General features: G+C 70.0%; 17 protein-coding genes. 8 read left to right on the top strand and 9 right to left on the bottom strand.

Annotated elements, in window-relative coordinates; translation table 11 throughout:
• Positions 1-253: 253 nt before the first annotated feature.
• From gorA to CSC65_RS12265, 6 genes are all read right to left on the bottom strand, one after another.
• Positions 254-1,669, bottom strand: a complete 1,416-nt coding sequence (gene gorA / locus CSC65_RS12290) for a glutathione-disulfide reductase (protein WP_162410865.1) — start codon at positions 1,667-1,669, stop codon at positions 254-256.
• A gap of 67 nt (positions 1,670-1,736) precedes the next feature.
• A complete protein-coding gene (locus CSC65_RS12285; protein ID WP_162410864.1) occupies positions 1,737-3,005 on the bottom strand; it encodes an NAD(P)/FAD-dependent oxidoreductase in 1,269 nt (422 codons plus the stop codon).
• A 153-nt stretch (positions 3,006-3,158) separates the two neighbouring features.
• A complete protein-coding gene (locus CSC65_RS12280) occupies positions 3,159-3,566 on the bottom strand; it encodes a hypothetical protein (RefSeq protein WP_162410863.1) in 408 nt (135 codons plus the stop codon).
• 67 nt (positions 3,567-3,633) lie between these two features.
• Complete coding sequence (locus CSC65_RS12275) at positions 3,634-4,095, bottom strand: YidH family protein (protein ID WP_202922878.1); 462 nt, start codon at positions 4,093-4,095, stop codon at positions 3,634-3,636.
• A gap of 140 nt (positions 4,096-4,235) precedes the next feature.
• Complete coding sequence (locus tag CSC65_RS12270) at positions 4,236-4,970, bottom strand: transporter (protein WP_238390378.1); 735 nt, start codon at positions 4,968-4,970, stop codon at positions 4,236-4,238.
• Between the two features lie 336 nt (positions 4,971-5,306).
• Positions 5,307-6,548: a DUF418 domain-containing protein gene (locus tag CSC65_RS12265; protein ID WP_238390377.1), complete on the bottom strand. Its 1,242-nt coding sequence runs from the start codon at positions 6,546-6,548 to the stop codon at positions 5,307-5,309.
• 145 nt (positions 6,549-6,693) lie between these two features.
• On the opposite strand from CSC65_RS12265, the gene dnaE reads away from it, so the two are divergent.
• The 6 genes from dnaE (at position 6,694) to CSC65_RS12235 (ending at position 15,269) form a co-directional block, all read left to right on the top strand.
• Positions 6,694-10,263: a DNA polymerase III subunit alpha gene (dnaE, locus tag CSC65_RS12260; protein ID WP_162410861.1), complete on the top strand. Its 3,570-nt coding sequence runs from the start codon at positions 6,694-6,696 to the stop codon at positions 10,261-10,263.
• 1,242 nt (positions 10,264-11,505) lie between these two features.
• Positions 11,506-12,465 (top strand): acetyl-CoA carboxylase carboxyltransferase subunit alpha, encoded by a 960-nt coding sequence (locus CSC65_RS12255; protein WP_162410860.1) that lies wholly within the window; start codon positions 11,506-11,508, stop codon positions 12,463-12,465.
• An 84-nt stretch (positions 12,466-12,549) separates the two neighbouring features.
• The gene (locus CSC65_RS12250) at positions 12,550-12,729 is read left to right on the top strand and encodes a hypothetical protein (RefSeq protein ID WP_162410859.1); all 180 of its coding nucleotides are present in this window, start codon (positions 12,550-12,552) and stop codon (positions 12,727-12,729) included.
• A 30-nt stretch (positions 12,730-12,759) separates the two neighbouring features.
• Entirely contained in the window at positions 12,760-14,115 is a 1,356-nt protein-coding gene (gene tilS, locus CSC65_RS12245; protein ID WP_162410858.1) for a tRNA lysidine(34) synthetase TilS, read from the top strand.
• Positions 14,116-14,146: 31 nt separating this feature from the next.
• On the top strand, positions 14,147-14,404 hold the full coding sequence (locus tag CSC65_RS12240) for an exodeoxyribonuclease VII small subunit (protein ID WP_162410857.1): 258 nt from the start codon (positions 14,147-14,149) through the stop codon (positions 14,402-14,404).
• Complete coding sequence (locus tag CSC65_RS12235; protein WP_162410856.1) at positions 14,394-15,269, top strand: farnesyl diphosphate synthase; 876 nt, start codon at positions 14,394-14,396, stop codon at positions 15,267-15,269. Before CSC65_RS12240 ends, CSC65_RS12235 begins: the two co-directional genes overlap by 11 nt.
• 84 nt (positions 15,270-15,353) lie before the next feature.
• Here the strand turns inward: CSC65_RS12235 and CSC65_RS12230 are convergent, their stop codons facing one another.
• Together CSC65_RS12230 and pmbA are read right to left on the bottom strand one after the other, a co-directional pair.
• Positions 15,354-15,764 (bottom strand): DUF4870 domain-containing protein, encoded by a 411-nt coding sequence (locus tag CSC65_RS12230; protein ID WP_162410855.1) that lies wholly within the window; start codon positions 15,762-15,764, stop codon positions 15,354-15,356.
• A 76-nt stretch (positions 15,765-15,840) separates the two neighbouring features.
• Positions 15,841-17,211, bottom strand: a complete 1,371-nt coding sequence (pmbA, locus tag CSC65_RS12225) for a metalloprotease PmbA (protein WP_425501359.1) — start codon at positions 17,209-17,211, stop codon at positions 15,841-15,843.
• 443 nt (positions 17,212-17,654) lie between these two features.
• Between pmbA and yjgA the strand changes: the two genes are divergently transcribed.
• A complete protein-coding gene (gene yjgA / locus CSC65_RS12220) occupies positions 17,655-18,239 on the top strand; it encodes a ribosome biogenesis factor YjgA (RefSeq protein WP_162410854.1) in 585 nt (194 codons plus the stop codon).
• Between the two features lie 11 nt (positions 18,240-18,250).
• Here yjgA and tldD read toward each other — a convergent pair whose 3' ends face one another.
• Positions 18,251-19,696, bottom strand: coding sequence for a metalloprotease TldD (gene tldD / locus CSC65_RS12215; protein ID WP_162410853.1), 1,446 nt, complete (start codon positions 19,694-19,696; stop codon positions 18,251-18,253).
• A 112-nt stretch (positions 19,697-19,808) separates the two neighbouring features.
• On the opposite strand from tldD, the gene CSC65_RS12210 reads away from it, so the two are divergent.
• Positions 19,809-20,543 carry a DUF6065 family protein gene (locus tag CSC65_RS12210; protein WP_162410852.1) on the top strand — a complete coding sequence of 245 codons (735 nt, stop codon included), beginning with the start codon at positions 19,809-19,811 and terminating at the stop codon, positions 20,541-20,543.
• Positions 20,544-20,686 lie beyond the last annotated feature (143 nt).

The following is a 20,686-nucleotide window of genomic DNA, read 5'->3' as shown; positions in this document are numbered from 1 at the left end:
GTTTCGGGCCGGGTGTCGGTGCGCGAGGGGCGCTCCGCATCCCGCAGGGGTGCAGCCTGTTGCGACTCGGCGTTTGTAGGAGCGGGCATGACCGCGAACGGGGGTCGGAGTGCGAAGGACGTCGCCTGTGCCGGGGGCGTCGGTGTCGCGGTCGTGCCCGCTCCTACAGGGAGCGCGGCATTCCGGCTGGGCCGCGCATGTGGGCCCGGTTCGAGGGCATTGCCGTCGCCACGGAGGGTGCGGCCGAAGCGGTTCAGCGCATCAGCACCACTTCCTCGGCCGAGGTCGGGTGGATGGCGACGGTGTCGTCGAGCTGCTGCTTGGTCACGCCCAGCTTCAGCGCGACGGCGAAGCCCTGCAGGATCTCGTCGGCCGCTTCGCCGAGCAGGTGGATACCGACCACCCGTTCTTCCTTGCCCACGCACACCAGCTTGAACAGGCTGCGCTGCGGCGAGTCGACCAGTGCGGTGAGCATGGGCCGGAAGCGACTAGTGTAGACCTTGACCGCATCTCCGTGGCGCTCGCGCGCCTGCTCCTCGGTCAGGCCCACGGTGCCCAGCGGCGGATGCGAGAACACCACGGTCGGCACGTTCTCGTAGTCGAGCTTGGCACCGGCGCGACCGCCGAACAGCCGGTCCATCAGCCGGCGCGCGGCGGCGATCGCGACGGGGGTCAGCTCCAGCTTGCCGGTGACATCGCCGACCGCATGGATGCCGGGTACGGAGGTGTCCTCATACGCGTCGACCACGATCGCGCCGCGCTCGTCGATCTGCACGCCCAGTGCCTCCAGGCCGATGCCGTCGCTGTTCGGACGCCGCCCGGTGGCGAGGATCACGCAGTCAAATGCCTCGGTCTCCGGCGCCGGGCCCTTGTGCAGTACGCGCACGCGTTCGCCGTCGGCGGCGTCGTGCGGTTCCGCGCGCTCCAGCGCCTGCAACGGCGTTGCCAGATGCAGGCGCACGCCGTGCTGGGTCATGTCCTCCTGCAGCTGGGTAGCCACTTCTGCATCCATGTTCGCCAGCAGGCGCGGGCCGCGTACGAACACCTCCACGCGGCTGCCCAGCGCCTGCAGGACGCCAGCCAGCTCCACCGCGATGTAGCCGCCGCCGATGATCCCCACCCGTGCCGGCGCGCCGCAGAGCTTGAAGAAATCGTCGGACACGCCGGCCAGCTCGGCCCCGGGGATGTCCGGGCGCACCGGCGATCCGCCGGTGGCGACGAGCACGTGCCTGGCGTGCAGGTGCACGCCGGGCTCGGTCACCACCGTGCGCGCGTCGTGCAGGCGACCGCGGCACGGCATCCAGACGATGCCCGCCTCGTCGAGCATGCGCTGGTAGATCGCATGGATGCCGGCGATGTAGCGCTGGCGCAGGGCGACCAGTTCCTTCCAGTCCAGACCCTTCCCGTCCGCAGCCGGTGCAGCGACCGCAAACCCCAGGTCGGCGGCCAGGCTGATCTTCGCCGCCAGGTCCGCGGCCAGCCACATCGCCTTCTTCGGCACGCAGCCGTGGTTGACGCAGGTGCCGCCGAATTCGGCCGGCTCCAGCAGGACGACGCGCGCGCCGTGCGCGGCCGCGCGGAACGCGCCGGCCAGGCCGGCCGAACCGCCGCCGAGCACGACCAGGTCCACGTCCATCCGCGACGGATCGGGATCACTCGAGGGCTTCATCCACTGCTCCTTTCGCTGTGCCGCGCCGGCCGCGGCATGGCCGTCGGCGCATGTCGGGCACCGCCGGCTACTGGAACCGCTCCACGCGGTACGGGGCCGGGTCGATGGCCGGGTCGCGCCCGGTCATCAGATCGGCCAGCAACTGGCCGCTGGCGGTGCTCATGCTGATGCCCAGCATGCCGTGCCCGGCCGCCAACCAGACGTGACGATGCTTCGGTGAGCGGCCCAGCGCCGGCAGGTCGTCCCAGGTCATCGGCCGCCAGCCGTACCACTTCTCCTGCAGCATCGACGCATCCGGCGGTTCGTGCAGGTATTCGCGTGCGGCGCGCTCCAGCGCGGCCAGGCGCACCGCGTTGAGGCTCTCGTCGCGGCCGGAGAATTCCATGGTGCTGCCCAGGCGGAAACCGCTGCCCCAGGCGGTGACGCAAACCGAGCGATCCTTGAGCACGATCGGTCGGCGCGGCGCCAGCGACGGGCGCGCGTAGGTGATCGAATAGCCCTTGCCCGGCTGGATCGGCAGGCGCAGGCCGAGCGGACGGATCAGTTCCGGGGTCCAGGCGGCCATCGCCACCACGGCGTCGCGGCCGCGGCGCTCGCCGCGCTCGCCGCCCTGCCCGGCGATCCGCACGCGCACGCCATCGGCCTCCGGTTCCAGCGCCACGACCCGGCAGCCTTCCTCGATCACGCCGCCGCGCTCGCGCACCGCGCGCGCCAGCTCGGCCACGTAGCGGTCCGGGCGCAGGTGCGCATCGTCGGGAAAGCGGATCGCGCCGACGATGCCGGGCTTGAGCGAGGGCTCCTGGCGCAGGTACTCGGCGCCGTCGATGGTCTCGGTCGCGATCCCCATTGCGTTGAGCGGCGCGCATTCGTCGATGTAGCGCTCGAAGTTGCGCGGGTCGCGGAACACGTAGTCCAGCCCGGTTTCGCCGAACTCGCAGTCCAGGCCGTAGCGGCCGATCCAGTCGACCAGGCGGGCGCGCGAATCGTCCAGCAATGCGGCGCGCGCCTTGGCGCTGGCCATCCAGGCCGTGGCGTTGCAGCGCGCGGTGAAGCGCGCCAGCCAGTACCACAGCGCCGGGTCGACCCGCGGCTTGAGGTACAGCGGGGCGTCGGGGGTGAACATCCAGCGCAGTGCGCGCAAAGGCACGCCGGGCGCGGCCAGCGGCGGCGCGTGGCTGGGCGTGATCGTGCCGCAGTTGCCGTGCGAGGTGGCGCCACCGGCGGTGGCCGCCTCCAGGATGCGCACGCCGCGACCGGCTTCGAGCAGGGACAGTGCGGTGGCCAGGCCGATGGCACCGCCGCCGAGGATGAGGACGTCGTCGTTGGTTGGATTCACCCGGCGAGTTTACCCGTGCGACCGGCATCACCGGAGGCTTGCGACGGGGACCGGCCGTGGAACGCAGTCGGTTGCATCTGCATCGACTGCGCGACCCGTCGGGCCATGCGCCGGATGCCTGGCCCGCCACGTGGCGGGCCAGGCGGGCATGGCCTATTCCTTGTCGAGGCCGAGCCGCAGGCCGTCGGCGGTGTTGCGCACCACGATGACTTCGAAGCTCGGCGTGCTGCCGCGCTTCTTCACCAGCACGTCTTCGCCGTCGTCGGTCTCCACGTTGTAGACGCCCTTGCCGAACGCCTGCTTGATCGTGTCGCGCGCCAGGCGGGCCGCGGCGTTTTCGCCGGTGCCCTTGGGCACGGCCACGACCACGCTGGTCGCGGTGCCGTCCTTGGGCGTGAACGACAGCTCGATCTCGCCGTCGACCTTGGCGTGGCCGCTGAACTGCAGGCGCCACTTGTTCGAGGGGCTGGCCAGCGCCACGAAGACCACGCCGAGCATCAGCACCGACATCGCCAGCAGCTGCCAGCCGACCACGCGCCGGATACGGGGAATCCTGTCCATCATCGTCTCCTCTTCATGAAGGCCGGAAGGTGTTGGCCGCGTCCCCGGCATATCCGCGGTCATGCAGTCACTTGAAGGGGCCAATGTGCAGGATCATGCTCGTGATCGCCACCAGGCCCAGCGCCAGCAGCAGGATCGCGGTGATCAGGGTCATCGATGGCGGAAATGGGCTCTCGGCGTAGACCAGGCGATCGTTGGCCATGGCGGTGCGCTGCTTGCGCAACGTGTGCATGAACCAGGCCTCGTAGGCGATGCCGATCACCAGCATCACCACACCCAGCAGCACCAGGGCGATACCGAAGTTTCGGCCCGAGCCCGCATGGTCGATCACTCCGCTCTCCTTCATCCGCTCGAACACCTGGTGGATGGTGAAGCCGAAGCTGATCAGCGACAGCGAGGTCCGGATCACCGACATCAGGGTCCGGTCGGCGGCCAGGCGCGTGCGCTGGAACGACATGCCGGTGCGGCGGGAAGACAGTTCCGTGGACGCATCGCCGAACAGGTGTCCGGCAGGTACGGGGGTGCTCATCGCTGGACTCCTTCTGGGTGGCCGATACGGCGTCTCTGCAAGGTTGCGGGATGGAGCGACGCGGGTAGCTCGTTGCAGGACAGGGCTGGAATGTTGAGCTGCCCCGCTGGCCTCTCCGCCATCCCGCGTGGCCTGCCGCGCTACTTCTCCGGGAACAGCAGGGTGAATGCGAAGCGCAGGCCCCAGTCGGGACCGCCATCGGGCGACTCGGCGTAATAACGCACGCCGCCCTGGTAACTGACCATCTGCGAGCCGATCCTGGACACCTTGCTGTAACCGATGTTGAGCGGCACGGTCCATTGCCCGGCCTCCCAGTTGTAGGACGACTCGATGTTCAACGAGAACGTGCGTCCCTGCCCCAGCCCCTTGGTGAGGAAGGGCTGCAGGAAAGTCGAACTGACATCGCCGCGATCACTTTCGCCGGCGAACGACCACAGGTGATTGGCGAGGGCGCCATAGGTCCAGCCTGCCTGCGACTGCTTGAGCACCACGGCGGTCGGTCCTGCGCCCCACTTGCCGGTCCCCAGCAGGTCGTCGCTGGCGGTGGGCAGCAGCAGCGCCGGCCCCACGCCGATGATCCAGCCATTGGCGGTGGGCTGCTTGGGCGAGAAGAACAGGCTCTGGGTGATGTCGCCGGTGCCGAACTGGCTGCCGGCACCGGGGAACAGGTTTTCCTGGTAGGTGATCGGCAGGATCGTGCGCGAGATCATGTTCCAGTTCTCGCCGATCGATACCGGCACCACCGGCTGCACGTTGAGCCAGGTGCGGCTGCCGCCGCTGTCGAGGTCGTCGTAGTTGAACTGCAGCGGCACGCTGATGAGGCTGGAGACCGGATTGGACAGCTGCCTGGCGAGTTCGTCCGCGTCCTCCGCCAACGCAGTCGTGGCCAGTCCCAGCAGGCACAGCCCGCAGGCTGACCGCAGCCACGGGAGTGGGCCTCGACCGGTGGCTGCCGGGCGCGGGCCGGCGGCAACCGCCCGAATCATGGACGGCACCGTGAACGACGCAGCGCGGATATCCATGACCATCCCTTGGCTCGTTGGCGTCCGCGCCGAACATAACGCCAGCCGCTGGCGGCCGCCACCGCAAAACTACCTGGACGGTCGCCATGCTTTGGCCCCCGCCGTGGCCTCACTGCGGAGGCGTGGCAGTGCCGCGCGACTGGCGGTCCCGCAGGCGAATCCCGGGCAGGCCTCCGGCCGGCGATCAGCTCAGGACCCGGCCTGCGCCACCGCCAGCCGCATCGGCTGCGGTTTCAGGTAGGTCAGCGAACGCCACAGCCATTCGGCCGGCCCGAAGCGGAAGCGCTCGAGCCACCACTGGCTGTAGAGCACCTGCACCGCGAACAGGCCCAGCGCGAACGGGATCTGCCACAAGCGCGGCAGGTGTTCGAAGAAGCCCAGGCCGTAACCGTAGAACACCAGCGTGCACACGATCGACTGGACCAGGTAGTTGGTCAGCGCCATGCGCCCGGCCGGGGCCAGCCAGCCCAGCCAGCGCTGGCCGACGGGGCGCGCCAGCAGCCACATCACCCAGGCCACGTAACCCAGGCACATCAGCGCACCGGCGACCAGGCCCAGCGACTGGGCGGTGGCCTGGCGCAGGGTGAAGCTGTTCAACGCGACCGACGGCTGGATCACGAACGAGGCCAGCATCAGCAGCACGCCCAGCGGCAGCACGCCCTCGCGCAGCATCCGGTACAGGCGCGGATGCAGCTCGGGCCGCTGGATCGCGCCGCTGCGCATGAACGCCGCACCGATCAGGAACATGCCGAACACCAGCACGCCCATCACCAGCAGGTTGGACAGCATCAGCCCGAAATCGGCCATTCGCTGCGCCACAGCGGTGGCATAGCCGCCGGCACCGTAGGCCTGGCGCTGCGCTTCCAGCATCGCTTCCATCTGCTGGCCCTGCACCGCCATGAACTCGTCCCAGCCGGGAACCCACAGCGACAGGAACCCCAGCCCCATCAGCAAAGCCGGCGCGGCCAGGTAGCAGGCCGCACCCAGCCAGGCCAGCACCCGGGCCGGAGTGGCATGGAAGGCCAGCAACGGGAACGACAGCAGTGCGTAGGTCACCAGCACGTCGCCGGACCACACCAGCAGCGCGTGGACGAGGCCAATGCCCAGCAGGGCCAGCCCGCGCCGGAAATACAGGCCCACGAACGGCCGGCCGCTCGCATCGGCGCGCTGGGCCATCATCGCGAAGCCCATGCCGAACAGCAGCGAGAACAGGGTGAAGAACTTGCCCTGCACGAAGAAATACACCAGCCCGTCGGCGATCCGGTCGACACCGGCCAGGGCCGGATCCAGCCCCGAATAGGAGCCCATCACCGGGCCGACGAAGGCCTCCATGTTCATCAGCAGGATGCCGCCGAGCGCAAAGCCACGCAGCACATCGAGGGTGGCGATGCGTTCGCCGGGTGCGACAGGTTCAAGTTGCGCCGGGTTCACCGCAGTCTCCGATCCATGGGTACCGGGCGATGATGGACGAAATCCGGCTGCCATGGCATTCGCCCCGCCCCGCCTGGCTCCCGGGCTGCCGCGCCGGCCGTCAAGCCTTGTTCCCCCTCCCCCCCGCCGGTACCCTCCTCGCCGCATGTCAGGCTTCGTCCACCTCCACGTCCATACCGAGTTTTCGCTTGCGGACTCGACCATCCGCGTGCCCGAAAAACCCGAGCAGGCCGATCCGGCCAAGGCCAAGCAGGCCAACCTGCTCAGCCGCGCGGTGGAACTGGGCCTGCCGGCGCTGGCGGTCGCCGACCTCAACAACCTGTTCGCCCTGATCAAGTTCTACAAGGCGGCCGAGGGCGTGGGCATCAAGCCCATCGCCGGCGCCGACCTGGCGGTGGCTTCGGGCCCCGGCGAGGCGCCCTGGCGACTGACCGCGCTGTGCCGCGACCACGGCGGCTACCTCAATCTCTCGCGCCTGCTCAGCCGTGCCTGGATGGAGGGCCACCGCGCCGAGGGCGGCGTGGTGGTGACGCCGGAATGGATCAAGGACTGCGGCGAGGGCCTGATCCTGCTGGCTGGGCGCGAGAGCCTGGCCGGTCGCCTGGCCTCCGAGCACCGCCACGACCTGGCCGAGCAGCAGCTGGCCGACTGGCAGCGCGCCTTCGACGGCAACCTGTGCCTGGAACTGGTCCGCACCGGGCGCGACGGCGAGGACGCGTTCAATGCGTTCGCCCTGCACGCTTCGGCGGCGCGCGGCATCCCGGTGGTGGCGTCCAACGATGTGCGCTTCCTGGACAAGGCCGGCTTCGACGCGCACGAGGCGCGGGTGTGCATTGCGTCGGGCCGCGTGCTCGACGACCCCAAGCGCCCGCGCGACTACAGCCCCGAGCAGTACCTCAAGTCGCCGGAGGAAATGGCCCGGGTATTCGCCGACGTGCCCGACGCGATCGCCAACACGGTCGAGCTGGCGCGGCGCTGCAACCTCGAGCTGACCCTGGGCAAGTACGCGCTGCCGGCCTATCCGGTGCCGTCGGACGAGACCCTGGACAGCTGGATCCGCAAGCAGTCGCACGACGGCCTGGAGCTGCGGCTGGCGAAGAACCCGCTGGCCGAGGGCAAGACCCGACAGGACTACGTCGAGCGCCTGGACTTCGAGCTCGACACCATCATCAAGATGGGCTTCCCGGGCTACTTCCTGATCGTGGCCGACTTCATCCAGTGGGGCAAAAGCCACGGCATCCCCATTGGCCCGGGCCGCGGTTCGGGCGCCGGCTCGCTGGTGGCCTGGGCTTTGCAGATCACCGACCTGGACCCGATCCCGTACAACCTGCTGTTCGAGCGCTTCCTCAACCCGGAACGCGTGTCGATGCCCGACTTCGACATCGACTTCTGCATGGACCGGCGCGACGAGGTGATCGACTACGTCGCCCGCAAGTACGGGCGCGAGCGGGTCAGCCAGATCATCACCTACGGCACCATGGCGGCCAAGGCGGTGGTGCGCGACACCGGCCGCGTGCTCGGCTTCCCGTACGGCTTCGTCGACAGCGTGGCCAAGCTGATCCCCAACATCCTCGGCATTTCGCTGAAGGATGCGATGGGCGAAGGCAAGGACAGCGAGATGCACTCGGCCGAGCTGATCCAGCGCTACGGCAGCGAGGACGACGTCCGTGACCTGATCGACCTGGCCCGCCAGCTCGAGGACCTGACCCGCAACGCCGGCAAGCACGCCGGCGGCGTGGTGATCGCCCCGGAACCGCTGCACACCTTCTGCCCGCTGTTCGCCGAACACGACCAGGACGGCCTGGGCCGCAACCCGGTCACCCAGTTCGACAAGGACGACGTCGAGGCGATCGGCCTGGTCAAGTTCGACTTCCTCGGCCTGCGCACGCTGACGATCATCGACTGGGCGGTGAAGGCGATCAACGTCCGCCATGAGCGCGCGGGGATCCCACCGCTGGACATCGCCACCCTGCCGCTGGACGACGCCAGCGTCTATCGCGACGTCTTCGCCAACGGCAACACCGGCTCGGTGTTCCAGTTCGAATCCTCGGGCATGCGCCGCGCGCTGAAGGACGCCAAGCCCGACCGCTTCGAGGACCTGATCGCGCTGAACGCGCTCTATCGCCCCGGCCCGATGGAGATGATCCCGTCGTTCGTGGCGCGCAAGCACGGGCTGGAGGAGTTCGCTTATCCCGACCCTCGCACGCAGCCGATGCTGGAAGAGACCTACGGGATCATGGTCTACCAGGAGCAGGTCATGCAGATGGCGCAGATCGTCGGCGGCTACTCGCTGGGCGGCGCCGACCTGCTGCGCCGGGCGATGGGCAAGAAGGTGCCGGCGGAAATGGCCAAGCACCGCGAGATCTTCCGCGAGGGCGCGGCCAAGAACGGCGTCGGCGAGAAGAAGGCCGACGAGATCTTCGACCTGATGGAGAAGTTCGCCGGCTACGGCTTCAACAAGTCGCACGCCGCCGCCTACTCGCTGGTCGCCTACCAGACCGCGTGGCTGAAGAAACACTATCCGGCCGAGTTCATGGCCGCGACGCTGTCCTCGGACATGGACAACACCGACAAGGTGGTCGGCTTCCTCAACGAAGCGCGTGGCCTGGGCCTGACGGTGCTTCCGCCGCAGGTCAACGATTCGGAATTCATGTTCGAAGCGGTCGCCGCCGACACCGTGCGTTACGGCCTGGGCGCGATCAAGGGCGTGGGCCGCGGCCTGTGCGAGGCGATCGTGGCCGAGCGCCACCAGGGCGGCGACTACGCCGACCTGCTCGATTTCTGCCGGCGCGTGGATTCGACCAAGCTCAACCGTCGCGCGCTGGAGGCGATGATCAACGCCGGCGCGCTGGATGCGCTGGGCCGCAACCGCGCCACGCTGATGCTGCAGCTTCCCGAGGTGATCAAGGCCACCGACCAGCTCGCCAAGGAACGCGCCGCCGGCCAGGTGTCCCTGTTCGGTGCTTCCTCGGACGACGCCGGCCCCTCGCTCAAGCTCGACCTGCCCGAAGCGGACGAATGGACGCTGCGGCAACTGCTCGACGGCGAGCGCGACACGCTCGGCCACTACCTCAGCGGGCATCCGTTCGATCCGTACCGCGAGGAAGTGCGGCAACTGGTCGGCAGCGACCTGGGCGAGCTGGACAAGCTGTGGGCCGCCGGATCCGGCGGCGAGAAGCGCGGCTGGCGACCGGAAGTCCAGGTCGTGGTCGCCGGGCTGGTCGCCGGCATCCGCCGCAAGGGCGACAGCCAGATCTTCGTCCAGCTGGAAGACGGTCGCGGCCGTCTCGAATGCAGTGTGTTCGCCGAGGGCGCGCAGGAATTCGCCAGCCTGCTGGTGCGCGATCGCGTGCTGGTCGTGCAGGGCGGGTTGCGCGAGGACGAGTTCAGCGGCGGCTACAGCCTGCGCCTGAAGGCTGCCTGGGATTACGAGCAGCTGTGCGCGCAGCATGCCCAGCGGCTGTCGCTGCGCGTGGACCTGGTCGATCCGGGGCTGTGGCAGCGCATCGACGCGGTCCTGGCCCGCCACCGCCCCGGCCCCACGCCGCTGCGCCTGCACCTGCAGGTCGGCCGCGGCGAGCAGGGCGCGACCGGCGTGCTCGACCTCAATGGCCCCAACTCGGTACGCGTCGCGCCGCCCCTGCTGGACGCGCTGCGCGCCCAGCCCGGCGTGCGCGCGGTCAAGGTTGCCATCGGCCGCCCCTGGGCCAACTGAGGCAGACCCTGCCTGTCGCCGCAGGAGCCGCATGGCCCTGCCCTTGCAGGAGCGGGCACGACCGCGACACCGTGGACGCCGGATACCGGCGGGCGCCGCCCGCGTCAACCGCATCGGCTTCGCGGCCTGAAGTCCGCTCCTACAACAGCGCTCCGGCCCTGCCCTTGTAGGAGCGGGCATGACCGCGACACCGAGCGCGCCGGATACCGGCGGGCGCCGCCCGCGTCAACCGCGTCGGCTTCGCGGCCTGAAGTCCGCTCCTACAACAGCGCTCCCGCCCTGCCCTTGTAGGAGCGGGCATGACCGCGACACCGAGGACGCCGGATACCGGCGAGCGCCGTCCGGATCGACCGCGTCGGCTTCGCGGCCTGAAGTCCGCTCCTACAACAGCGCTCCCGCCCTGCCCTTGTAGGAGCGGGCATGACCGCGACACCGAGGACGCCGGATACCGGCGGCGCCGCCCGGGCCAACCGCATCGGCTTCGCGGCCTGAAGTCCGCTCCTGCAACAGCGCTCCGGCCCTGCCCTTGCAGGAGCGGGCACGACCGCGACACCGTGGACGCCGGATACCGGCGAGCGCCGCCCGGATCGACCGCGTCGGCTTCGCGGCCTGAAGTCCGCTCCTACAACAGCGCTCCCGCCCTGCCCTTGCAGGAGCGGGCACGACCGCGACACCGTGGACGCCGGATACCGGCGAGCGCCGCCCGGATCGACCGCGTCGGCTTCGCGGCCTGAAGTCCGTTCCTACAACAGCGCTCCGGCCCTGCCCTTGCAGGAGCGGGCATGACCGCGACACCGAGGACGCCGGATACCGGCGGGCGCCGCCCGCGTCAACCGCGTCGGCTTCGCGGCCTGAAGTCCGCTCCTACAACAGCGCTCCGGCCCTGCCCTTGTAGGAGCGGGCATGACCGCGACACCGAGGACGCCGGATACCGGCGAGCGCCGCCCGCGTCAACCGCGTCGGCTTCGCGGCCTGAAGTCCGCTCCTACAACAGCGCTCTGACCCTGCCCTTGTAGGAGCGGGCATGACCGCGACACCGGGGGCGTCGGAGACCGATGGGCGTCGCGTACCCGATGCCATCGGCTCCACCGGTTGGAGCCCGTTCCTCCGTAAGGCCGCCGCAACACCAGGATGGCTACCGGCGCGTCGCCTCCCGACTTCCGTACCGTATGGTCCGGTCACTTCGCGGACCTTCGGCTACACTGCCCGTCTCATGCACCTACCGGCATCGCCGGCCAACGGATGAACCCGAACTACCTCGATTTCGAGCAGCCCATCGCCGACCTGGAAGCCAAGATCCAGGACCTGCGCAGCGCCAGCACCGGTCCGGCGGTCAACGTCGACGCCGAGGTGCACGCGCTGCAGGACAAGTTGCGCAAGCGCACCGCCCAGATCTTCCGCGACCTCAGCCCCTGGCAGGTGTCGCAGATGGCCCGCCATCCGGCCCGTCCCTACACCCTGGATTACGTGCGCGTGTTCTGCGACGAGTTCCAGGAGCTGGCCGGCGACCGCGCCTTCGCCGACGACAAGGCCATTGTCGGCGGCCTGGCCCGCATCGACGGCCGCCCGGTCATGGTCATCGGCCACCAGAAGGGCCGCGACACCAAGGAAAAGATCCGCCGCAACTTCGGCATGCCCAAGCCCGAGGGCTACCGCAAGGCGCTGCGCCTGATGAAGATGGCCGAGCGCTTCGGCCTGCCGATCCTGACCTTCATCGACACCCCTGGCGCCTGGCCGGGCATCGATGCCGAGGAGCGCGGCCAGTCCGAGGCGATCGCGCGCAACCTGCTGGAGATGGCCGAGCTGACCGTGCCGGTCATCTGCACGGTGATCGGCGAAGGCGGCTCCGGCGGCGCGCTGGCCATTGGCGTGGGCGACTGCACGGTGATGCTGGAATACAGCACCTATTCGGTGATTTCGCCCGAAGGCTGCGCCTCGATCCTGTGGAAGGACGCAGGCAAGGCCAAGGACGCCGCCGAGCAGCTGGGCCTGACCGCCCGCCGCCTGCATGGCCTGGGCCTGGTCGACAAGGTCGTGCGCGAGCCCACCGGCGGCGCCCACCGCAACCCGAAGCAGATGGCCAAGCGGCTCAAGGCCGTGCTGGTCAACGAACTCGACGCACTGGAGCAGATCCCGGTCGAGGAACTGGTCCAGCGGCGTTACGCGCGCCTGCACGGCTATGGTGCCTACGAGGCCGCGTAAGGATTGCCGGACACCGGCGTGCCGGCGCGATGCCGGCCGCCCGTCGTGCCACTTCCCATCCTTGGCCGCCGCGGGACCGCGCGCATGAACGTGCCCGGCTGGGTGCCGCCGCTGGCGCTGTTCGTGGTGCCTTTGCTGGTGGCGCTGGTCATCAACCGCCTGTACGGACACCGCCGCGGCATCGCCTCGATCTGGGTGCTCGCCTGGTTCGTGACCGTGTGCTGGATCTTCGCCATCGTGGTGATCCTGCGCCAGGTGCGCTGAGCGGCGATCGTGCCCGGCTACGATAGCGGCATGGCCCCCGGCGAACCGGCTCCCCCGTTGCTCCCCCTGCCCGAACCGCCCGCCACGGCGCGCGGCGCGATCGTCGTGGCCTGCAGCGGCGGCCTGGATTCGAGCGTGCTGCTGCACCGCCTGGCCAGCGACCCGGTGATCCGCGCGCGCGGCCTGCGCGCGGTGCACGTGCATCACGGCCTGCAGGCCAGCGCCGACGACTGGGCCGCGCACTGCATGCGCCAGGCGCAGGCGCTGGAAGTGCCGTTGCAGGTGCTGCGCATCGAGGTGCCGCGCGACACCGGCACCGGGCTGGAAGCGGCGGCCCGTGAAGCCCGCTACGCCGCGCTATCCGGCACCCTGGCACCCGGCGACCTGCTGGTGACCGCGCACCATCTCGACGACCAGGCGGAGACTTTCCTGCTGCGCGCCCTGCGGGCCTCCGGACCGGAGGGACTGGGCGCGATGCGCGTGGTGCGCGCGCTGGGTGACGCCTGGCAATGGCGTCCGCTGCTGTCGCAGCCTCGCGAGGCCTTGCACGCGTATGCGCAAGCGCACGGCCTGGCCTGGATCGAGGATCCGAGCAATGCGTTGCCCGATCCGGACCGCAACTTCCTGCGCCTGCAGCTGCTGCCCCTGATGCGGCAACGCTGGCCGCATGCCGCCGCGTCGCTGGCACGCAGTGCCGCGCTCTGCGCACAGGCCGATGCGCTGCTCGCATCCGAAGACGCCGCCCTGCTGCGCACCCATGCAGGCGACGATCCACGCACGCTGCGCGTGGCAACGCTGACGGCGCTGCCCGCGGAGCGGCGTGCGCGCCTGCTGCGCCACTGGATCCGCACCCTCGGACTGCCGCCGCTGCCGGCCCAGGGCGTGGAGCGGATCGAGACCGGGCTGCTGGAAGCACGCGCCGACGCGGAGGCCGCCTTCGCCTGGGCCGGCGCCCGGGTCCTGCGCTGGCGCGACTTCCTGCATGCAGACCGCCAGCGCGCGCCGCTGCCGCCGGACTGGAACGTGCGATGGGACGGCCGCACGCCGCTGGCATTGCCCGACGGAGGCCGCCTGCTGCTGCGCGACGACCAGGGGAACCCGGCGGCGACGGGCTTCGACGCTCCCGTGCGCGTGCATGCGCGCCAGGGCGGCGAGCGCATCGTCCTGCCCGGCCGCGACCACTCGCACGCGCTCAAGCAGGTGCTGCAGGAGCGCGGCGTACCGCCATGGCGGCGCGCGCACCTGCCGCTGCTTTCGGGGGCGGACGGCCACCTGCTCGCCGCCGCCGACGTCGCCTGGTCGGAGGCCCTGGCCCTGTGGCTGAAGGCCCGCGGCTGGCACCTGTCCTGGCAGCCCCCCGGGATCGGCGACGCATCCGCGCGTTGACCCTTCCGCGGTGCGCCGCCACACTTCCCGCATGCCCAAGAAAGCCACCCCCGACGCCTCGCCGGTCGCCCAGTTCGAGCATTCGCTGGACGAGCTGGAAATGCTGGTCGAAAAGATGGAACAGGGCGAGATGAGCCTGGAGGATTCGCTGGCCGCGTACGAACGCGGCGTCGGCCTCTATCGCCGCTGCCAGACCGCGCTTGAACAGGCCGAGCTGCGCGTGCGCCTGCTCACCGACCCCGATCAGCCCGACCAGGCCCAGCCTTTCGCCAGTCACGATGGCGAGTGAGGCCTTCGCGCGCTGGACGGCGCGGACCGAAGCCACGCTGGAGCGCCTGCTGCCCGATCCCGCCAGCGAGCCTTCGCGCCTGCATGCGGCGATGCGCCACGCAACGCTCGGCGGCGGCAAGCGCATGCGTCCGCTGCTGGTCTACGCCGCGGGCGTCGCGCTGGGCACCGACGAAACCCTGCTCGACGCGCCCGCCGCGGCCGTCGAGCTGGTCCATGCCTACTCGCTGGTCCATGACGACCTGCCGGCAATGGACGACGACGACCTGCGCCGCGGCCAGCCGACCGTGCACGTCGCGTTCGACGAAGCCACCGCGATCCTCGCCGGCGATGCGCTGCAGACCCTGGCCTTCGCCGCGCTGTCTGCGTCCGATGCGCCGGCGCAGTTGCGCATCGACTGGGTCGGCACGCTGGCCGGCGCCTCCGGCGTCGCCGGCATGTGCGGCGGCCAGGCGCTGGACATCGATGCCACCGGACGCACGCAGGCGCTGCAACAGTTGCAACACATGCACGCGCTCAAGACCGGCGCGCTGATCCGCGCGGCGGTGCGCATGGGTGCCCTGGGCGGTGGTGCCGACGCCGGCACGCTTGCCCGGCTGGATGTTTTCGCCAGCGCACTGGGCCTGGCCTTCCAGGTGCGCGACGACCTGCTCGACATCGAGGCCAGCTCCGCGCAGCTGGGCAAGACCGCCGGCAAGGACGTGGCCCAGGCCAAGTCGACCTACCCGGCGCTGCTGGGCATGGAGGGCGCGCGCGCCAAGCTCGAGGAACTGGCGACGGCGATGCGTGACGTGCTGGCCCCGCTCGGCGAACGCGGCGCCGCTCTGGTCGCGCTGGGCGAACTTGCGGTGAAACGCTCGCACTAGCGCGAGGCGGGCCGCGAACCTGCACGGCATGCACAAAAAAAAAGGGCCCGGACATGCCGGGCCCTTTTCGCTTACGCGCGAGGCTTACTTCACCAGTCGCAGCGTGAACGGATAGCGGTAGGCGACGCCGTCGTTGGCCTTGATCGCCGCGACGATGGTCAGGATCAGCCACGCCAGGCCCAGCAGCAAGCCCAGCGGCACGGTCAGGATCGCGCCGATGCCGAAGGTGACCATCGTGATCAGGAGCAGGATCACGCCGATGATCAACAGGGTGATGTTGAAGTTCAGCGCTTCCTTGGCCTGGTCGCTGGCGAAGGGCATGGTGTCCTTCTTGACCAGCCAGATCACCAGCGGGCCGACGATATTGCCGACGCCACCGGTGAACAGGCCGGTCAGCGCGGTCAGGTGGCCGAACAGCGCCCACTGCTTCTCTTCGCTGCTCGCCGGGCCGTTGGGCTCCGCCGGCGGTGCGGTGTAGGTCTCGAATTCGCTCATTGCATTCCCCTTGCAGTTGGTGTCTGGATGGCTACGGCGCCGCTTCCCCGCTGCGGCGCCCACGTCCGAGGATACGTCATCCGCCCCCTGCAACGGTCATGCGCCCCACCAGGACCGGCCCGATGCGGATGTGCGAGCGCGGGTCGAAGCCGCTGCCCACCGCTTCGATTCCGGCGAACATGCTGCGAAGGTTGCCGGCGATGGTGAGCTCGTCGACCGGATAGGCGATCGCACCGTCCTCGATCCAGAACCCGGCCGCGCCGCGCGAGTAGTCGCCCGTGACCCCATTGACGCCCTGCCCCATCAGTTCGGTCACCAGCAGGCCACGCCCCATGCCACGGACCAGTTCGTCCAGGCCGCCCGCGTTGGCGGCCACGTCCAGGTTGTGCACGCCGCCGGCATTGGCCGTGGTCTGCAGGCCGAGCTTGCGCGCCGAGTAGCTGCCCAGCACGTAGCGCTGCAGCACGCCGTCCACCACCAGCGGATTCTCGCGGGTAGCCACGCCCTCGGCATCGAACGCGGTCGAGCGCAGGCCGTGGCGCCGCAAAGGGTGCTCGCCGATGGCGAACCATTCCGGAAACAGGCGCGTGCCGGCGCTGTCGAGCAGGAAACTCGCGCGACGGTACAGCGCACCGCCGGATACCGCGTTGAGCAGGTGGCCGACCAGCGAACGCGCGACCTCGGTCGAGAACAGCACCGGGTACTCGCCGGTCGGCGCGCTGCGCGGGTCCAGGCGCGCGACGGTGCGCTCGGCCGCGCGACGACCGATGGCGGCCGGTGCTTCCAGGTCTTCGCGGGCCAGGCCGATGCTGTACCAGGCGTCGCGCTGCATCGCGTCGCCCTGGCCGGTGATCAGCGCCACGCCGAGCGAATGCTGGGTCTCGCGCTCGCGCCCGATGAATCCGTGGCTGTTGGCGTACACCGACACGCTCTCGCCACTGCCGAACGAGGCGCCATCGGAATTGCTCACCCGGGCATCGGCTTCGCGGCCGGCCGCTTCGCAGGCCAGCGCCAGGTCGATCGCCTCGTCCGCGTCGAGCCGCCACGGATGCCACGTATCCAGGTCGGGGAAGTTGCCGTCGGCGAGCGGCCGCGCCATCAGCGCCGCGTCGGCCAGTCCGGCCACCGGATCGTCCTCGGTATGCCGGGCAATGGCGCAGGCCTGCTCGACCGTCGCCTCCAGGCTGGCCTCGTGCAGGTCGGCGGTGCTTGCGCTGCCCTTGCGCTGGCCGAAGTACACTGTCACCGCGATGCCGCGGTCGCGAGTCGATTCGACCGTCTCCACCTCGCCCATGCGCACGGACACGTTCAGTCCGTGCTCCTCGCTGCAGCTCACCTCAGCCTGGCTGGCACCCAGCGCGCGCGCGCGGTCCAGCAGCCGCCGCGAGATCCCGGCCAGCTGGTCCAGCCGCGCATGGCTGTCGTCATTGCGCACGATGTCGTTCAAGCGGTGTACCTCGGAAATTCGGTTGTTCGATCAATGAAGGGAGGCATCGTGCCGGGCTGATTCGTCGCCGGCGCACGTCGTGCCCTTGCGCCGGAACACGCCATGGATGCGTTCATGGGGACTCGACGGCGCCGCCGCCGGCTCCCTCGCAAGGACACAGCGCCCGCCTCGAAGGACGGCCGATTGCTCCAGTCCGGCAAGACGCCAGGACCGCGCAGATCGCTAAGGACGCGCCAGGCCGGGGGTGTCGCGACAAGCAGGCCATGGATGGCCTGCGCCCGAGTAGGGGCAGGATGCCCATCCGAGGGGAAAGCGACATCCCCGGCCTGGCGCGTCCCCTGCCGGAGCCAGCGCCTCGCACTTGCCTCTGGAAAATCCCGCGCCCGTCCGGAATTCAGCCCGGCCCGGGTAGAATCCGCGGTACCCGACAGAGCCCCCGACCCATGCGCGGACGCGACCAAGACACCGGCGAATTCCTTTCGTCCAGCCGCAGCCAGCAGCGCCGCGAAGCGCTGGGCGTGCTGGAACTGGCCGAGAAGCTCGCCAGCCTGACCCCGACCCAGCTGTCCAAGCTGCCGATCCCCGACGACCTGCTGCCGCACCTGGAGCAGACCCGGAAGATCACCGCCCACATCGCCCGCAAGCGCCAGCTCGCGTTCCTGGCCAAGCAGATGCGGCGCGAGGAAGACGAGACGCTCGAGGCCATCCGCGACGCGCTGGACGAGGACGGCGTGGCCGCCCGCCGCGAGATCGCCGCGATGCACCGGGTCGAGGCGTGGCGCGAACGCCTGATCGCCGACGGCGACGCGGCGCTGGCCGAGCTGCTGGAGGAGTACCCCGCGGCCGATCGCCAGCACCTGCGCCAGCTGGTCCGCAACGCGCACGAGGAAAAGCTGCGCAACAAGCCGCCGCGCGCCTTCCGCGAACTGTTCCGCGAACTGCGCACGCTGCTGCTCGGCAGTGCCGTGGCCGCCACGGAAGACGGCGAAGCCGGATTCGACGAAGGCGCGGACGCGCGCGAGGACTGAGGGCGCGCGCTTCACGCGCGCGTACCGCCCACGGTCAGCCCGTCGATCAGCAACGACGGCTGGCCCACGCCCACCGGCACGCTCTGCCCGTCCTTGCCGCATACGCCCACGCCTTCGTCCAGCGCGAGGTCGTGGCCGACCATGCGCACCTTCTGCATCGTTTCCGGCCCGTTGCCGATCAGGGTCGCGCCCTTCACCGGCGCGGTGACCTTGCCGTCCTCGATCAGGTAGGCCTCGGTCGCGGAGAACACGTACTTGCCACTGGTGATGTCGACCTGGCCGCCGCCGAAGTTGACCGCGTACAGGCCCTTCTTCACCGAGCGGATCATCTCCTGCGGATCGTGCGTGCCGGCCAGCATGTAGGTGTTGGTCATGCGCGGCATCACCAGGTGCGCGAACGACTCGCGCCGGCCGTTGCCGGTGGGCGCCATGCCCATCAGCCGCGCGTTGAGCGAATCCTGCATGTAGCCGACCAGCACGCCGTCCTCGATCAGCGTGGTGCAGCGCGTCGGCATGCCCTCGTCGTCGATGTTGAGCGAACCGCGGCGGCCCTCGAGGGTGCCGTCGTCGACGATGGTCACGCCCGGCGCCGCCACGCGCTGGCCCATGCGCCCGGCGTAGGTCGACGTGCCCTTGCGATTGAAGTCGCCTTCCAGGCCGTGGCCGACCGCCTCGTGCAGCAGCACGCCCGGCCAGCCGGCGCCAAGCACCACCGACATCGTGCCGGCCGGCGCATCGATCGCGTCCAGGTTCACCAGCGCCTGGCGCAACGCTTCGCGCGCGAGCTTTTCCGGACGTCCGCCCGAAAACAGCTCAGCGTACGAATAGCGACCGCCGCCACCGGAATATCCCGATTCGCGACGCCCGGCCTGCTCGACGATCACCTGCACGTTGAGGCGGACCAGCGGACGCACGTCGGCGGCGAGCACGCCGTCGCTGCGCGCCACCAGCACCGTGTCCACGCCGCCGGACAGGCTTACCGAGACCTGCACCACGCGCGGATCGGCCGCGCGCAACAGACGGTCGAGCACCCGCAGCTGCTCGACCTTGTCCTCGTTGCCCATGCCGTCGACCGGATCGAGCGCCGGATAAAGCGCGTGACCGCCGCTGCGCACCAGCTGGCGCGGCGAGTGCGCACTGCCGTCGCGTGCGATGGCGCGCGCCGAACCGGCGGCCAGGTGAAGGGCATCGGCGTTGATGTCGTCCGAATAGGCGAAACCGGTCTTCTCCCCGGAGATCGCGCGCACGCCCACGCCCTGCTCGATCGAATGCGCGCCGTCCTTGACGATGCTGTCTTCCACCGTCCAGCTCTCGCGCCGCGAATGCTGGAAATACAGGTCGCCGAAATCGATGCCCGGCCCGAGCAACGCGCCGAAGGTGCGGTCCAGTCCGGTCGGATCGAGGCCGCCGGGCAGCAGCAGGCGGGTTTCGGCGAGGGTCAGCGCGGAGTCGGTCATCGGTACGAAATTGGGTCCGGATGCGGGAAAGGCAAGCAGCGCAGGCACTGCAGCGGCCTATGATGACAGCACCCGCGCCCCGCGCCTTCACTGCACAGCCTCCGGCCAACAGATGAAATTGACCGCCCACGTGATCGACGGCCACACCCTGGACATCCGCCCGGCCCCACGCGAGCGCGACTGGATGAATCGCACCGACCAGCATTACGCCTACCGCTGCCTGCCCCTGGACATGGCCAACGCGCATGGCTGGGAACTGCTGTGCCAGTCCGGCTTCAGCGCCGAATGGGGCGGTGGCGACGCGCTGGAGCAGGTGCGCGTATTGCCCGACGCGGGCACCGCGGCACCGGCCCTGAGCCACTTCGGCTACGGCGTGCTGACCTTCCATGTGCCCTGCCTGTTCCGTTCCGACCCCGGCGTGGAACTGCTGGCGACCGGGCCGCTGAACCGGCCCAAGGATGGCATCGCCGCGCTCAGCGGCGTGGTCGAGACCGACTGGAGCCCCTACACGTTCACCATGAACTGGAAGTTCACCCGCCCGGGCCGGGTGCGCTTCGAGGCCGGCGAACCGTTCTGCCACCTGCTGCCGTTGCACCGCCCCCTGCTGGAGAACGTGCAGGCCGAGTGGCGACCCTTGTCGGAGACCCCGGACCTGGAGGCACAGCACCGCCGCTGGACGCACAGCCGCGGGCATTTCCTGCAGGAACTTCCCGACCCGGATTCGGCGGCCGCGCGCGAGCAGTGGCAGCGTGGTTATTTCCGCGGCGTGGACACGCATGGCTGCCCCGCCAAGGAACACCGGGTGAAACTGCGCCTGCCGAAATTCGTCCGCGGCAGCGGCGACTGATCTCCGCTCCGTGGAGCCCGGCTTGGCCGGCTGCGTTACCGATACGGTGACCCGAAGAATCGCGAAGACGGCGGCGCCAGCGCTGCTCTATGCCGCGACGGAAGCAGTGGCTTGAGACGGTTTGCCGGCCTGTATCGGCACTT

It is taken from the genome of Pseudoxanthomonas daejeonensis (genome assembly GCF_010093205.1).
Taxonomy (GTDB): Bacteria; Pseudomonadota; Gammaproteobacteria; order Xanthomonadales; family Xanthomonadaceae; genus Pseudoxanthomonas; species Pseudoxanthomonas daejeonensis.
Note: the sequence above shows the minus strand (reverse complement) of the source record. Positions and strands in the feature narration are given on the sequence as shown.

Excerpts from the sequence above, each read along its gene's own strand:
- dnaE (WP_162410861.1), top strand. The coding sequence starts at position 6,694 with ATGTCAGGCTTCGTCCACCTCCACGTCCATACCGAGTTTTCGCTTGCG.
- CSC65_RS12255 (WP_162410860.1), top strand. The coding sequence starts at position 11,506 with ATGAACCCGAACTACCTCGATTTCGAGCAGCCCATCGCCGACCTGGAA.
- tldD (WP_162410853.1), bottom strand. The coding sequence starts at position 19,696 with ATGACCGACTCCGCGCTGACCCTCGCCGAAACCCGCCTGCTGCTGCCC.
- CSC65_RS12210 (WP_162410852.1), top strand. The coding sequence starts at position 19,809 with ATGAAATTGACCGCCCACGTGATCGACGGCCACACCCTGGACATCCGC.
- CSC65_RS12235 (WP_162410856.1), top strand. The coding sequence starts at position 14,394 with ATGGCGAGTGAGGCCTTCGCGCGCTGGACGGCGCGGACCGAAGCCACG.
- gorA (WP_162410865.1), bottom strand. The coding sequence starts at position 1,669 with ATGAAGCCCTCGAGTGATCCCGATCCGTCGCGGATGGACGTGGACCTG.
- CSC65_RS12280 (WP_162410863.1), bottom strand. The coding sequence starts at position 3,566 with ATGGACAGGATTCCCCGTATCCGGCGCGTGGTCGGCTGGCAGCTGCTG.
- CSC65_RS12250 (WP_162410859.1), top strand. The coding sequence starts at position 12,550 with ATGAACGTGCCCGGCTGGGTGCCGCCGCTGGCGCTGTTCGTGGTGCCT.
- CSC65_RS12240 (WP_162410857.1), top strand. The coding sequence starts at position 14,147 with ATGCCCAAGAAAGCCACCCCCGACGCCTCGCCGGTCGCCCAGTTCGAG.
- CSC65_RS12230 (WP_162410855.1), bottom strand. The coding sequence starts at position 15,764 with ATGAGCGAATTCGAGACCTACACCGCACCGCCGGCGGAGCCCAACGGC.
- tilS (WP_162410858.1), top strand. The coding sequence starts at position 12,760 with ATGGCCCCCGGCGAACCGGCTCCCCCGTTGCTCCCCCTGCCCGAACCG.
- yjgA (WP_162410854.1), top strand. The coding sequence starts at position 17,655 with ATGCGCGGACGCGACCAAGACACCGGCGAATTCCTTTCGTCCAGCCGC.
- CSC65_RS12275 (WP_202922878.1), bottom strand. The coding sequence starts at position 4,095 with ATGAGCACCCCCGTACCTGCCGGACACCTGTTCGGCGATGCGTCCACG.